Consider the following 14,913-nt stretch of genomic DNA (forward strand, 5'->3'; position numbering starts at 1 on the left):
TAGTTGGTTATGGAAAACACCACCGAACTCGCACCAGATTACTATCTCGGTAACTTCTTTAAGCTCACACAACACGCTACCGAATGGTACAGCGACTTGCTGAGCTCAGATGAACATCTGTGGCTAAGTAAATTTGAAAGCTTAAACCAACCTGCACAATGCCTTCTCGTGCGGCTATACGGTCGTAAAGGGTGCTGGTTCCGCAGTGACAAACTTCATTATCAAGAAATAGCGTCTATCCAAGTAGCCTTGGATGAATTGGCAGATCATGGATTTGTCTGCCTCTCCCCTCAGTTATCAATGCAAGAGTTAGCAGCGAACCTACTAACCAAACCAGAGATCTTAACGCTTTATCCTGAACATCCTAAATCGCTTAAAAAAGAGGCGTTAATTGCGCGCTTATGCGAAGACAGTTTTGATCAGTTTGACGCTTTGGATTTCACGATCATCAAACTTAATTCGTCGCACATGATTGATGTCTTACTCACTCTGTTTTTTGCTAATACACATCAAGATCTCAGTCAATTCGTGCTTGACGACTTAGGATTACAACGATTTGAGCAGTACCCATTAAGTACCGCTCGACGATTCTTTGAGAGCCGAGAGCAAATCGATCGTCTTATCGAACTGGGTCAACTTTCCAACTGTTATTGGCAATGTGATAGAAAACAAAAAGCCAACCTCGATAGACTCATCGAAGCGATGCCCGTTAAGGTTGGACATCGCTACGTCGACCGTAAACGTGAGCATATGATTAACGACATCGCCCGTGATTATGAGCGTTTAAGCGAACTTGAAATTGCAATTTCATTGTTTAAAACTACCACGCTCCCTCCGAGCAGAGAACGCCGCGCTCGTATTTACGACAAACAGGAACAAAATGATTTATTTAGTGACATTGTCACTGATATGCTTACCCACCCTATCGATGTTTCTGAGCTCGAAGTCGCACAAAAGCTGGAGCAGCGAGTTAAACGCAAACATGGTTTAAAAGTCTCAAGAACGACCAAACCAAAGTTCAGCGAATACCACATCGAATTGGATCTCTCACAACAACGCGTCGAGCTGGCGAGCAAAGCCTATTTCGAGAGTCTAGGTTGGACTGTTTTCTATTCTGAAAATGCCCTCCTCAATGCCTTATTGGGATTAACCCTGTGGGATGTGATATATGCTCCCATAGAAGGTGCGTTCATTAACGCTTATCAGCACCGACCGCTAGATTTGTATCACGCAGATTTCGCTGATAAACGAAAGCGACTCATCGATGATGCTTTTGAAATGGTGAAACAAGGGAATACAAAGGCGCTGCTTGATAGATACAAACGCAAATCAGGGATCAGTAATCCTTTCATCAATTGGGCTTATACAAACGAAGAACTATTAACCCTTGCACTGGAACACATTCCAAGTGCACTTTTGGTCGAGCTGTTTAACGTGCAACTGCGTGACCTGAAACTTTACCGCAACGGCATGCCAGATCTTATTGCATTCAAAGATGGAGAGTTCGAATGGATAGAAGTGAAAGGACCGGGTGATAAACTCCAAGATAACCAATGGCGCTGGATAAAAGAGTTCAATCGCCTCAATGTACCCTTTTCTGTCTGTTATGTAACCGCGCAAGATTAATCGAATCGTAACTGGTTATAACTTTCTCTCGTTGTTCAAGCATTCTGTTTTTCGGGATGTCGTTACAGACATAAGCGTTACTTTCATTGATTCCACGAACATAGACACTACAAATATAGATGTTACGAGCATGGATGTTACACATCGCGTCTCACGACTCTACCCTCAACCTATCATTAACACTCCTTTCAAAGTAACCCATCCAGCCACTATCCATTCAGGGTGGTTGTTATACCTTTTATAACCTTTTTTCATGGCATTTGTTGCTAGTGTTCATGTTGCCTTCTTGGTGAGCAACTATTGGTAATAGTCAATTTAAATCAACATTTAACGCGACTAACCACCTTGTCATTCAACCTATCTCGATTCAATCACAGCACCCTACTTATGCTCATGTGGTTCGAGACTTGGTGTTAGCTGTTATTTGCCAAAGTATCAGACTGCAACTTTACTAAGAAGGCGAAGATTTAGCACGTGAAATTGATGTTTCTACATTCAAACTTAGGTCAATAATAATATGAAAAAACACATCTGTGCCCTTACTGTCTTATCTGGTTTATCCTTCTCTGCGATGGCTTTAAATTGCGATCCAAACATACTCCCATCATGGAAAGATGGTGCGAGTAAATCCGCGATTGTGAAATACGTAGACCAATCGACTGACGCTTCAAAAAACACCTTCATTGCAGAACAAGACCGCATCGCTGTGTTCGATAATGACGGCACGCTATGGTCTGAAAAACCATTCTACTTCCAACTGGCTTTTGCACTAGACGACGTGAAACGGATGGCGAAAGACCACCCTGAATGGAAAACTCAAGAGCCATTTAAATCAGTATTGAATGATGATATTGAAAACGTCTTCAAAGGTGGGGAAAAAGCTCTTCTTGAGATAGTCAAAGTCACCCATAGTGGTATGACAGTGGAGGCATTCCAAGAGAAGGTCGCACAATGGTTGAAGGCAGCGAAAGATCCGCGTTTTGGCAAAGCTTATACTCAGCTTACCTACAAACCCATGCGCGAAATGGTGACTTACCTACAACAGCATGGTTTTAAGACTTACATAGTATCAGGCGGCGGCGTTGACTTCATGCGTGTTTGGGCACCAGAAATATACGGCATTCCTGAAGAACAAATCATTGGTAGCGCTCTGAAATACAAATATGACTACAACGACGGTAAGCCAACCGTGACGAAGTTAGGTGAAATCCTAACGATTGATGATAAAGCCGCTAAAGTCGAAAACATTCAGCACATTATCGGTAAGAAACCCGTTCTCGCTATTGGTAACTCGGACGGTGATCTCGCAATGATGCAGTGGGCGACCAGTCAACCAAACTCGATGGCGATGATCGTACACCATACCGACGAAGCGCGTGAATGGAAATACGACCGCAAGTCCAGTGTCGGCCATTTGGATAAAGCGATGGATGAAGCCAACCAACGCGAAAATTGGTATCTAATTAACATGAAAAAAGAATGGTGCACTGTCTACTGATGCGATAACAGCGCCATTAGAAACTCCCCTTTTCGGGGAGTTCTCTCTATTATCAAATATTTTAAATATTCGTTTTTCCTTCACGATCCCTTCACGCCTCTTCATACAAAATGCCCCCCATCAAAACAAAGAGGTAAAAATAATGAAAAAAACAGCACTGACAATTCTAGTGGCAAGCTCATTTTCGGTAACAGCAGCACCTTATGTAGGTTTAGAGTACGGATTCGGCGCAACCAACCACAACTTCGAAACATCTTTTAAAAATGAAGGCGTGAATCTTAATCCTAAAATGAAAGATGGTATTTTTGGTGGCTTTGTTGGCTACTCTATCAACGACACTTGGGCGTTAGAACTGGGCTATCATCAATTTGAGCTGGAAGATAGCCAATCACAGCCTCAGGGTATTGCGAAAATTGGTGGACAAAACTACCACGAAAAACTGGAATGGGATTCTTCAGTTAAAGCAAAGCAAATCAGCCTTGCTCCTGTGTTTAACTACACGTTAAGCGAAAAATGGACAGCAAAAGCAAAAGCTGGCTTGACTTACACACAGTATGAATCGAAAGCAAGCAAGTCAAGAGAGTACGAACACGTATTCAACGACGATATCGAAATGAGCAAAAACCTATTCCACCGCTCAGAAAAAAGCAATGAGTTTGGTGCAATGGTCGCTGTAGGAGCAGAATACGAAATCTTCCCTCAGCTAACCGTAGGCGCTAACGCAAAATATCAGCTTGATAGCTACGCAAATACAGCGTCAATTAACGTAGGCTCTACTTACTATTTCTAACATGACAAGCCGATCCTTGCGTTGACACGTAATTTAATATCACTCTCAGTATTAACTGCTTATGGTGGTTATGTATTATCGACAAGGAAAAGTCACTGAGAGAGCATTGTCAAAACGCCAGGCATTTGCTTTATCCTAATTAAGCGAAAAGTCACTTCTAATAGTGACTTTTCCTTTTTCTAGTAGGCGTCCGATATCATAACCTTACACAGGCTAGTTTGACGCTTATTTAGTGCTCCATTTACCCAGCGATCATACCTGTAAATTTTCACGCCACTCATCACACTAAACTCATGGCTATCGAATCGTCTTACCCGCCTGCCTGATTTGCGCCCTTAACCATTGGTGAGCACCTTCGTTACTTCGACTTGAGTGCCAAATCGAACAAAGCTCACGAATACTGTGACTAAACGGTAATGGTACTGCTTTAATATCGTAGGTCTTTGAGAAGTGTTCGATAGTCGACAGTGGCAACATACCAATATATTCACTGCTGTTGATGACTGGCAGCATTTCCATCGCTCCCGCTGCGCGATACACAATATTGCGGCTAGCCAAATCTGGGATATCTTCTGCTGTCAATAGACTATTACGCACGTGCCACCGAGATATCACAACGTGTTCTTCTGCCAAGAATTGCTCAACCGTGCAGGTATCTTTTATGCGCGGGTGCTCGGTACTGCACACCAACATAATGCGCTCAGAGAAGATAGTCTCACTCCTTAGTACTGTTCGCCCGCGCGGGGGCAAATCGATGATCAAGTCATAACGTTGTAAACGTAAGTCACTTTCATAATCCTCTGTAAAGAGTGGGTGCACTTCTAAAGCAATATTTGGTGCCTGTTCGCGAATTTGACGGAGTAGTTGCGGCATCAACTCGTAGCTCGCTATCGAAACACAAGCTATCGAAAAGATACGGCTAGAGATTTTAGGCTCAAAACGACTAGATGCAGAAAGCGTTGATGTGAAATTCTTTAGTGCTGTCACCATGGAAGGATATATATCCATTGCGAAGCTGGTCGGTTCGACGCCAGACGGACTGCGGTTAAATAAAGGTTCATCATAGACATCACGCAAACGGGCAAGCGCTTTACTGACAGCAGGCTGACTGACATCTAATCGAGCAGCGGCCTTAGATATGTTCTGCTCTTCATAGATTGCCACAAAAATCGGGATAAGGTTTAAATCAGTAGTCTTCATTTCGCCAGCCTAAATGGGAAAATTGTCTTATTTTTAGAGCTCAGGGCTTACCAAGAAAGGGGGGAATTCACTGACGATTTCACCACACAAGCCCTATGATTTAGGCCCCCCTATCAGAGTCAGCATTGTTTCACTTTTTATTGCCGAACCGCTCATCAAGTTGCGGCAAAGCCTTGGGTATCGACCACTTAAAACGTTTGGGCCTAATCGCTTGTATTCTTCTCCACAGGTCGTTGATCAAGTTTGCGTCCTCCTGCCCCTCTTGTAGCCGCTGAGAACATTTCTGCCATGCATCTGAATGTCTGACTTTACTCATTTCAAGTTCACCCACATTGTGCCTCAACTGCTTATACAGGATCGCTCGCGCAGCCCCCCATCGTTTGGCTTTCACCATTTTTTTCAGCTTGAACCATGGTGGAGTAGGACGAGAACAATAATAACGGTAGACACTCAACGCGGTGATAACAAGAACAAAGAGCGTCACTGTGCTGCCAACCAACCAGTTGGAATAAGCGCTAACGAAGGATTTGAATGTATGCTTGGCTTTGAAGGTCATGCCCTCAATAACCACGGTTTCCAACTCTTTGCTCTCACTATTCCACCACTGGAATTTGTACTCAGGCAAGGTGAGCTCGCCGCCTTGTTGGATCACATATACGCTCTCTTCAATCCGACTCGATTGGTAATCGCCACGTGTTTGTTTGTCGTCTAGACGACTTGGCTGAGTGTACGCTTGATAGCTGGTGGTGGATTCGTCGGATAACAGGTCTGGGAGTAATACAGATAAACTGTCCTGTGCGTTAATTGCAATAGTACGTGTGATCGCATCGCCCACTTTCAACTCATCGCTTGAGGTCGTCCATTTTTGTTCCACATCCACTTTGGTCGCCGTAAACCAAGCAGACTTATCACTGAGCAAACCTGAAGGAACTGATGTTTCGAATGTGATTGGCGGTGTAAAAAGTGTACTTGAGGTTTTGGAGCCGTCTAACGCAGAAACTTGCACGTCCACTGCAACCGGTGGGATGACAAATTGTCCTGATCTTTGCGGATACAAGGTGATTTCCCAACGCTGGCGAGACCAAGTTTGTCCCCCTTTACGCTCAGTATAGTTCGTCGCGAACTGGTTACGCTGCTTTGCAATTACATCAGGAATTTCTACATTGCTAATGTGTGTTCCGCCTGTAAACCAGCGAGGTGTTGCCACTTCTATGTACAAGATCACCTGCTCATTCACACTAAATTTAGGTGCTACTTTACTATCGTCATCTTGCCTTTGTTGACCAACCCATGCTGACAACTCAACATTACTTTCTTTCGGTTCATTCAATGCCTGCAAGGCTTGCATATTATTGGCATTTGCCACACCCGTAAAAATTAAGACGAACAACATTAAACAAGTGCTCAGACGCGCTGCAACAAAATCGGCACCAAGTATCAATGCATTTACCATTTATCTTGTTCCTCTCTTTGTCGCTTTGGATCGGCTTGAACAGACTCACGCAGTTGAACTTGAAATTTAGTGCGTAAAAAGAACTTGGGGTCCGCCTCTACACGTTTTAGCCACTTATCCGCTAATTCTTGACTACCAAGTATTTCGTTTGCGTTGAGTGTTTCTTTCAACATGAATTCAGCATTGGTTTTTTCCTCGGCTCCGTCAGACGTTTGCGGATTATCGCCCAGTTCAAGTGACTCTTCTGGTGTATCCGTTGTTCCCACTTGGCTTGCACTAGTGCGATCAATCTCTTCGACAATACCACCGATGATTTTGAGATTATGCTCGACGTCTGGTCGCAGTTGCTTACTCAGCGACCCTTTGTCTACCAATGTTTGCAATAAATCACGCGCAGCCACATATTCCCGCTGCCGAGCCAGTGCACTCGCTGCGTTGTACAAACCATAATCTTTCACTGTCTCTGAATCATTGTTCTGCATCGCCAAGAAAGCGCTATGCGCCAGCTTATATTCTCCCGCGTAATAATAAGCGGTCCCTTTTCGCAGTGGATCCGTGAAGTGTTTTGCTGCCTCTAAGTATTGGTTTTCATTGAACAGGTATTGCCCATATTGGTTAGGGGTTAACCATAACCCCCACCACCATTGGGATGCTTTATCCCAAGCCGTCACCTCTTGTACCACTTCAGGCGTATCCACTTTGATCAAGACGGTCTCCGCCATTGCGTTTGGTGTCGTTAATAAAGACATCGACACCATGGCAACAACACACCATTGCACTAACCAACCTCTGCGGAACCAAAGTAACATGATAAACGCAACTGGAAATAACAGGTTATATCCCATGTCTTTCCAAGGCATTGAGGATTCACCATTAAGCTGCATATTGCGTTCAACAAAATGGTTCAGCTTTTCGATATCACGGTTATCAACGGTCATTTTAATAACACGACCACCGGTTACCTTGGCTAGTTTATTCAACGAATCCAAATCGAGGGGGTTACTAGAAACAATATTCGAGTTGCCAGCCGCAAGAATCAATAATTGATAAGGTTTATCCTCAAAGTAATTTTTATAGGCCGCAATCGTCGCAGGACTCGCGCCATCCGTCACAAGCATGACCGTAGAACCGGCTTGTCCTCGTAATTGTTGATCAATCAAAGGCAAAGCCGTTTCTGCAAGTTTCCCTGCTAGCGGCATAATCTCAGGTGTTATCGCCGCAAGAAAGGGCTCAAAAACTTCACTGTCTTGCGTCACTGGCATCGCCACATGAGCAGAACCTGCATACACAACAAGCCCTGTGCTTCCACCTTTTCTTATCGCCAATAGGTCGCGGAGCTTTTGCTTTGAGCGCTCCAAGCGGCTTGGCGGCAGGTCTTTTTGCAACATCGAATCATTGTTATCCAGCACCACCAGCATGGACGCTTTGTCTTCTCCAAATGGTGAAACTTGGCGCTGCCAAGATGGCCCTGCACAGATGATGATGACCGTCGCCATAATCATCATAAGTAACTTAAGCGGCAATTGCTTTCGCCAACCCTCGTCACCAATCGTGAGCGCTTTTCGTAAGTGCTGGGGAAGAACCTCTTGCCAATCCTGTTTGGCTTCTTCCCGCCATCTTACCCACAGCAAAAAAAACATTGGAATCGAGACCAATAGCCACATAGGGCGGATAAAATGAAAATGAGTGAAGAGTTGTTCAATACCCGTGCTAGAAAAAAGAGAATCAAACATGGCTCTCTCCCTTCGTACTTTCTGATTGAGTGCTTTCTGATTGAGCCCGTTCGACTCGATTCAAACAAAGGCGTCGCCGTTTAAAGCTCGCCACCGAGAATGCGATTAAGTACATAATCATAACGAATGCCATTAAACCATGATGCAAGCTCTGTTTCGGGCGATAAGTCGTGCTCTCATAAAGTTGAGGCTCCAATCGGCCGATATCATCATACGCTTTAGCAAGTTCATCGCGGTTCATCGCTTCAAACGCCTTACCTCCAGATTCTTTTGCAATACGCCGAATGGTCTTCATATCTAATGCGGCTTCGCCTAGGGTTTGTGGATCGCCCATAGCAATAACATGGATGCGGACGCCTTTCGCTTTGGCGACTTTGGCCGCCTCAATCGGCTCAACAAAACTTCCGGTATCATTACCATCCGTAAGAACGATTGCGACTTTCTCTTTGTTCTCTTCAACGCCGATACGCGACTTACTTTGCTCAAAGACCTTGATGGCTAACCCCATCGCATCGCCTAAATGTGTGCTCTGTCCAGCCATTGCTACATCCGTTTGATTAAGGAGCTCTAGCCACACTTTCTGGTCTGGCGTAAACGGCGTCTGAACAAACGCAGCATCACCGAATAAGATCAGCCCTAAACGGTCACCTTTACGTGTTTTGACAAAGTCACTCAGTACTTCTTTAGCCGCATTGAGACGCGAAATATTTTCGCCCGCTTTGGAGGTAAAGTCTTGTTCTGCCATCGAGCCTGACAAGTCAACCACAACCATGACATCACGCCCCAAACTCTCTCGCAGCTGTGGCTCGCCAAGTACCATCGGCTTTGCCATTGCGGTCACAACCAACAACCAAGAAATGATCAGCGTCGCACGCTGCCACCAACTTGGCGTAAGTTGGCTTGCCCCTTCTGATGGTGTTTCATTAATGGCATCCACAAGCTGACGAAAGAAAGGTACTTTGATGGCCATCTGTTTGGTTCGGTAAGTAGGGGCAAGGAAATACACCATCAAAGGCAGTGGTAAAACGATGAACCAGAATGGATGATCAAACTCAAGACCGTTTACGCCAAGCAATGAGGCAAAAAAATCACCCATGGCGACCTCCTTTGATTACTCGCGCTTTGCCGTTAAGCGTGGGTTCTTCAACGTCTGGAGCGTTTCCATCATGGTCTTTCAACCACTCATTAGCGCGCTGAAGCAACTGTAAACGTTCTGAGTGTGCCAATTCACTACTTGGGTCAACGAGACTTTGCAACCAACGCTTTGCAGCTTGGTCATCAAATCTTTTCTGCTTGGGATTAAGCTGATCTAACTTGCGCAAAAATGGGGGACCAAACAGGCGCGCATTGTTACTATCAAGATAAGTTAAGACAACTTTTAATATGGAGAACAAGGCATTAGGCATGCTCGAATCCCCTGGATTCAAACCAGAAACGGCCTTAATTGCCTCTTTGCGGTAGCGGTTATCCCACCAATGAAGCACAACTTGGTAACCAAGATAAACGAGTAAGATTGCGGCGACGATTGCAAGAATTTTCCAGCCTATGGTTTGCGGTACCCAACTGACACTTTCTGGAACCGCGACATCATGTAACTCACGCAGGATGTAGCTGCTAGGAGGCTTATGTGTATCGGTCATTTATCGACCTCCTACGAACTTTTGGAATCGAATAATGTGGTCACCTTTTGTGTCTATTTCGATATAGGGCAGTTTTTTGATGGCCATTAAATGAGCCAATGATTGGCGTTGTAACTGTGTTTTTTCCGACAAATTGGCACTGGCTGCATCAACTTTAGCCTTGCTGTCTAAGCTAAGCTGGTAACGACCATCTCCAATCACCCATTTCGTTCTCGTTATATCTTGAGAAAGCGATTGCTCCAATGGGTCACTCACCATGACTGCAAGCACATCATTATGTCGTTGAAGTTGTTTTAGATGGTCAATATGATGCGCGTCACAATCATGCCAATCACTAATAAAAATCAGCGTCGATTGCGAGGGCTTCATCCGTTTGATGAGCGCCATCCAGTGACCAAAAGTAACGTTATCACTGTCGAATGAATCCACACTCAATCGCTGATTTGCTTGAGAGAGCCGCTTTAACTGCGCAAGTAAATCGGTTTGTGAACGTTGAGCTTTACTGTGAACTAGGGAGTGGTTAGAGGCAATGACAAAGCCGACTCGGTCGCCATCTTTCAATATTCGCCAACCGCAAATAGCCGCAATCTCTGCGGCGACTACAGACTTCATGACCTCGGTCGAGGCAAAGAACATTGCACTACGTTGATCGACACAGACAATGACATTGCGATCTTTTTCTTCGCTATAGCTGCGTACATGGGGTTTACCCGTGCGCATGGTGACTTTCCAATCTAGGTTTCGAATGTCGTCACCCAACTGATAGTGACGCAGTTCTTCAAAGTTCAAACCACGACCACGGAATAAAGAGTTATGGCGCCCAGAAAGTGCGCTACCAGCTTTAAAACGAGGAAGCAAACTGAACGAATCAGCCTGCCCTTGTAACTCGACTAAACGTGAGTAATCACAATATATACGAGGGTCGAGCCCTTGGGTTCGAGGAGCCAGTGTTGGCTTTGCCATGGTGCCTCCAACTTATCCAATTTCTACACAATCAAGCAGTTCTTGCACGACACGTTGGTGATCGACGCCTTCCGCAAGCGCATCGTAAGAAAGTGAGAAACGGTGCCCAAGTACCCACGGCACCATAGCTCGCACGTCATCAGGAATGACATGATCACGTTCTTGTAGCCATGCATAAGCGCGAGCGCATTTGTCTAAAGCAATAGAAGCACGTGGGCTTGATCCGATTTCGATCCATTTTCGGAGCTGGGAGTCGGCGTAGCGCTCTGGTTTACGTGTCGCCATAACCAGTGCCACAATGTAGCTTTCAACTAAGTCAGATACGGTAATCAAAGACAATTGACGGCGCGCCTCCATCACCAAATCAGGCGCAATGTGCGTTGACGTCACTGCCTCTTTGCTGCTTGTAGGCCCCAACTCCTCGCTGCGCACCAAACGGATGATGTCACGCTCTGCCTCATCCTCTGGATAGTCGACGGTCACTTTCATAACAAAGCGATCCATCTGCGCTTCCGGTAAAGGGTACGTCCCCTCTTGCTCTACTGGGTTTTGGGTAGCAAGTACCATGAATAAATCAGGCAAGACATGCGTCTTATCCCCCACCGTGATGGTACCTTCAGCCATCGCCTCTAGCAGTGCTGCTTGTACCTTCGCTGGCGCACGGTTCACCTCATCCGCCAATACGATACTGTTGAAGATCGGACCCGGTTGAAAATGCAGCTGTGGTTTACCATCCAACTCTTGGTACACTTCGGTCCCCGTTACGTCTGATGGCAATAGATCAGGCGTAAACTGAATACGACCAAAACTGGCATTAAGTCGATTTGCTAGCGATTTCACCGAGCGCGTTTTTGCCGTGCCCGGTAAGCCTTCTAACAATACATGACCATTGGTCAGCAAGCCTATCACCAAAGCCCGAACCACGTGGCTCTGTCCAATGACGCTTTTTTCAGTTTGTTTGATTAATTCTTTAATGGCCTGTTGTGCCTGGTTCATAGTCTGCCTATTACGTTTACAAGGAGCTGAGCGTTAAAAATTGAGTGTAAAACTGAGAGTAATCACTAAGATTGGTTGCATTTACCTAGGTTTAAGACTCAATTAACTTTGATATGCCGATTAAGATTAACAGCGAATGGTCAAAGAACATTTTTATCCCTGGGCACAGATAGTTAAGACCAGTTTCGCCATTCGGCGTGGTAAGTAGCCGGTTTTTTGGGCATTCTCCCCAGCAATACTTCAAATATGGGCACTCAAGGCAGTATTGAGGTAAAGAGTCTTTTTTGGCCATACCAAAGCTGAACTGACGAGTCGAGATTGCAATTTCGTTCAAAGAGCGGTCGCGAATGTTTGCCAACTTATATTCCGGATAGACATAATGGTCACAGCTAAACACATCGCCATTGTGCTCAATCGCAAGCCCTTTGCCGCAGAATTCCGCGCTAACGCATAATTGCGAGGGCATTCCCATGACTTGAGCGACTGCGGTTTCAAATAGGTTAACTAATACCCTGCCCAGATCGTTATTCACCCATTCATCAAATACCGCGATCAGGAACTGACCCCAGTCTTCCGCATCCACAGACCAATCGGTGACCACCGACATCAAATGTCCTGGCTTCGCTAGCTCGCTTCCAACCTTTGGCGACTGATTTTCTTTCCAGAAATGTGGGGCGGTATGCGTAAAAGAACGAGGTTCAACACAAGGCGTAAATTGAATATAAGTGACACCAAGCTCTCGGGTAAGAAAGCGATACACTTCAAGAGGATATTTAGCGTTATAGCGATTCACCGTCACTAAGGCATTAAACGAAACATTATGACGCCTCATCAACTCAACGGCTTGCATGACTAGGTGAAACGTCGGTTTACCACTTCGAGTTTTACGGTATTTGTCGTGAATGAATTCAGGGCCATCTATCGATAAACCGACCAGAAAACCTTGATCATGCAAAAATTGACACCAAGCGTCGTTTAATAATAAGCCGTTTGTTTGAAGGTCGTTTTCGATTCGAACACCGGGTTTGGCGTGTTTGTTCTGCAGTTCGACAATCTTCTTGAAGTAATCCAAACCTAATAATGTCGGTTCGCCGCCCTGCCAAGAAAAAACAATCTCTTCACCGTCTTGACTTTCGATATAACTCTTTATGAACGCCTCAAGTGTTTCATCATCCATTTTTGGCTGCGTACCTTGATTGAGCAATTCATCTTTATGCAGATAGAAACAGTACTGACAATCTATGTTGCATTTGGCCCCACCTGGTTTCGCCATCACGTGGAAACGTCGCTCCACGTTATCAATGTTGGATGCAAACGCCGTTTTGAGCGGTGTTAGCTCCATTTGAGTGGAATGAATGTGAGCTTGTTTTTTCATAAAAAGCGATCTCGAAAATAAAAGAAAGTCAGCGCCTAAATTAGGCGCTGTATTAATTGAAAAGGACTCAAGTCTATTGCGATAACAACAAAACGTTATTTCGGTACAAACGAGCCAGGAGTCATACGTGGCGGATAGTCTTTGAAGGTATCCATGACTTCTTTTACTTTTTCGATAGCAGGCATCACCAAGAAGGTACGCTCGTACATCCAACGATCGTAACCCATGCCTGTATCACCGCGTTCGAACGGGTCAATGCTCAAGTCATAGAATTGCGGAACACGAAGCTTAGTAAATGGTTTCTTCCAGATATCCAAGCCAGTTTCGTTTTCTTGGATCATGAAATGGTATTTGTAATTGCCGTAGCGTAGCGCCAACAGATCACCGTCATCACTCCAGTAAACAAACTCGTTACGCGCAGATTTGTCTGATTTACCCGTCAAGTATGGCAATTGGTTGTAACCATCCAAGTGAACGTTGTAGTTCATATTGCCCACTTCCTTACCCTTGAGTAGCTCTTCTTTGACGTTGCTGTTACCCGCCGCGGCTACAAGTGTTGGTAAGAAATCTTCAAGAGACACAATGCCATTTAGCGTTGTTCCTTCTTGAATATGACCAGGCCATTTGATCATCGCTGGCACTCGGAAAGCACCTTCCCAACCCGTATTTTTCTCACTACGGAATGGTGTCATGCCCGCATCTGGCCACAAGTTGATCATTGGGCCGTTATCCGTGGTGTATACGATGATGGTGTTGTCATCGACACCAAGTTCTTTAATCTTTTTGAGCAAGTGCCCAATCTGATCGTCGTGTTGCTTCACTCCATCAGCGTAGAAACCTGCACCTGTTTTACCTTTGTACTCATCTGGGACGTGAGTGAAGTTGTGCATGCGCGTGGTGTTAAACCACGTAAAGAATGGCTTGTCTGCTTTTACTTGTTTCTCAATGAACTTCTCTGCTTCATCTAAGAACTCTTCATCTGCAGTTTCCATGCGTTTGCGTGTCAGTGGGCCAGTATCTTCAATCTTGCCATCTGCGTAAGAGTGGATCACACCACGAGGACCGAACTTCTTCTTAAATTCAGGATCTTGTGGGTAGTCAACGTTCTCAGGCTCTTCTTCCGCGTTTAAGTGGTAAAGGTTACCAAAGAATTCATCAAAACCGTGGTTGGTTGGCAAGTGCTCATCGCGGTCACCCAAGTGGTTTTTACCAAATTGACCCGTTGCGTAACCTAGATCACGTAATAAAGTTGCAATCGTTGGATCTTTCTCAGATATCCCTTCTTTTGCTCCAGGCAAACCCACTTTAGACAAACCTGTACGCTTTGGCATTTGTCCTGTGATGAACGCAGAACGCCCTGCAGTTGAGCTTTGCTGAGCGTAGAAGTTGGTGAACTTTGCGCCGTCTCTTGCAATGCTATCAATATTTGGTGTGCTGTAAGCCAGCATGCCGCCGTTGTATGCACTCAAGTTCCAGTAACCAACATCGTCACCAAAGATAACGAGAATGTTAGGTTGTTCTGCTGAATAAGCGGTCGCTGACGCCGCTCCTATTGCAAGCGTGCAAGCGTTTAAGACCAGCTTCTTGCCGCGTTTTTTACTGTAGTCTGCCATAAACAGGGCTCCATAAATCCGTTACT

At 45.2% G+C, this 14,913-nt stretch carries 12 protein-coding genes; 3 read left to right on the forward strand and 9 right to left on the reverse strand.

The window, feature by feature from the left end; genetic code table 11:
* Positions 1 to 9 precede the first annotated feature (9 nt).
* From AND4_RS07245 to AND4_RS07255, 3 genes are all read left to right on the forward strand, one after another.
* Positions 10 to 1,626, forward strand: coding sequence for a VRR-NUC domain-containing protein (locus AND4_RS07245; RefSeq protein ID WP_009842292.1), 1,617 nt, complete (start codon positions 10 to 12; stop codon positions 1,624 to 1,626).
* Between the two features lie 517 nt (positions 1,627 to 2,143).
* On the forward strand, positions 2,144 to 3,124 hold the full coding sequence (locus tag AND4_RS07250; RefSeq protein WP_009842293.1) for an HAD family hydrolase: 981 nt from the start codon (positions 2,144 to 2,146) through the stop codon (positions 3,122 to 3,124).
* Between the two features lie 142 nt (positions 3,125 to 3,266).
* On the forward strand, positions 3,267 to 3,914 hold the full coding sequence (locus AND4_RS07255; RefSeq protein WP_009842294.1) for an AcfA family outer membrane beta-barrel protein: 648 nt from the start codon (positions 3,267 to 3,269) through the stop codon (positions 3,912 to 3,914).
* A 297-nt stretch (positions 3,915 to 4,211) separates the two neighbouring features.
* Here the strand turns inward: AND4_RS07255 and AND4_RS07260 are convergent, their stop codons facing one another.
* From AND4_RS07260 to AND4_RS07300, 9 genes are all read right to left on the reverse strand, one after another.
* Positions 4,212 to 5,114 carry a LysR family transcriptional regulator gene (locus AND4_RS07260; RefSeq protein WP_009842295.1) on the reverse strand — a complete coding sequence of 301 codons (903 nt, stop codon included), beginning with the start codon at positions 5,112 to 5,114 and terminating at the stop codon, positions 4,212 to 4,214.
* 130 nt (positions 5,115 to 5,244) lie between these two features.
* On the reverse strand, positions 5,245 to 6,567 hold the full coding sequence (locus tag AND4_RS07265; RefSeq protein ID WP_009842296.1) for a BatD family protein: 1,323 nt from the start codon (positions 6,565 to 6,567) through the stop codon (positions 5,245 to 5,247).
* Positions 6,561 to 8,300: a VWA domain-containing protein gene (locus tag AND4_RS07270; RefSeq protein ID WP_009842297.1), complete on the reverse strand. Its 1,740-nt coding sequence runs from the start codon at positions 8,298 to 8,300 to the stop codon at positions 6,561 to 6,563. Before AND4_RS07270 ends, AND4_RS07265 begins: the two co-directional genes overlap by 7 nt.
* The gene (locus tag AND4_RS07275) at positions 8,293 to 9,396 is read right to left on the reverse strand and encodes a VWA domain-containing protein (protein WP_009842298.1); all 1,104 of its coding nucleotides are present in this window, start codon (positions 9,394 to 9,396) and stop codon (positions 8,293 to 8,295) included. The genes AND4_RS07270 and AND4_RS07275 overlap by 8 nt, the downstream gene beginning before the upstream one ends.
* Positions 9,389 to 9,940, reverse strand: coding sequence for a DUF4381 domain-containing protein (locus AND4_RS07280; protein ID WP_009842299.1), 552 nt, complete (start codon positions 9,938 to 9,940; stop codon positions 9,389 to 9,391). Before AND4_RS07280 ends, AND4_RS07275 begins: the two co-directional genes overlap by 8 nt.
* Positions 9,941 to 10,903 (reverse strand): DUF58 domain-containing protein, encoded by a 963-nt coding sequence (locus AND4_RS07285; protein WP_009842300.1) that lies wholly within the window; start codon positions 10,901 to 10,903, stop codon positions 9,941 to 9,943. It lies immediately after the preceding gene.
* Positions 10,904 to 10,915: 12 nt separating this feature from the next.
* On the reverse strand, positions 10,916 to 11,899 hold the full coding sequence (locus tag AND4_RS07290; protein ID WP_009842301.1) for a MoxR family ATPase: 984 nt from the start codon (positions 11,897 to 11,899) through the stop codon (positions 10,916 to 10,918).
* A gap of 91 nt (positions 11,900 to 11,990) precedes the next feature.
* On the reverse strand, positions 11,991 to 13,274 hold the full coding sequence (locus AND4_RS07295; RefSeq protein WP_009842302.1) for an anaerobic sulfatase maturase: 1,284 nt from the start codon (positions 13,272 to 13,274) through the stop codon (positions 11,991 to 11,993).
* A gap of 95 nt (positions 13,275 to 13,369) precedes the next feature.
* Positions 13,370 to 14,887, reverse strand: a complete 1,518-nt coding sequence (locus AND4_RS07300) for an arylsulfatase (protein ID WP_009842303.1) — start codon at positions 14,885 to 14,887, stop codon at positions 13,370 to 13,372.
* Between the last annotated feature and the right edge of the window lie 26 nt (positions 14,888 to 14,913).

This window comes from Vibrio sp. AND4 (assembly GCF_000171815.1).
GTDB lineage: Bacteria > Pseudomonadota > Gammaproteobacteria > Enterobacterales > Vibrionaceae > Vibrio.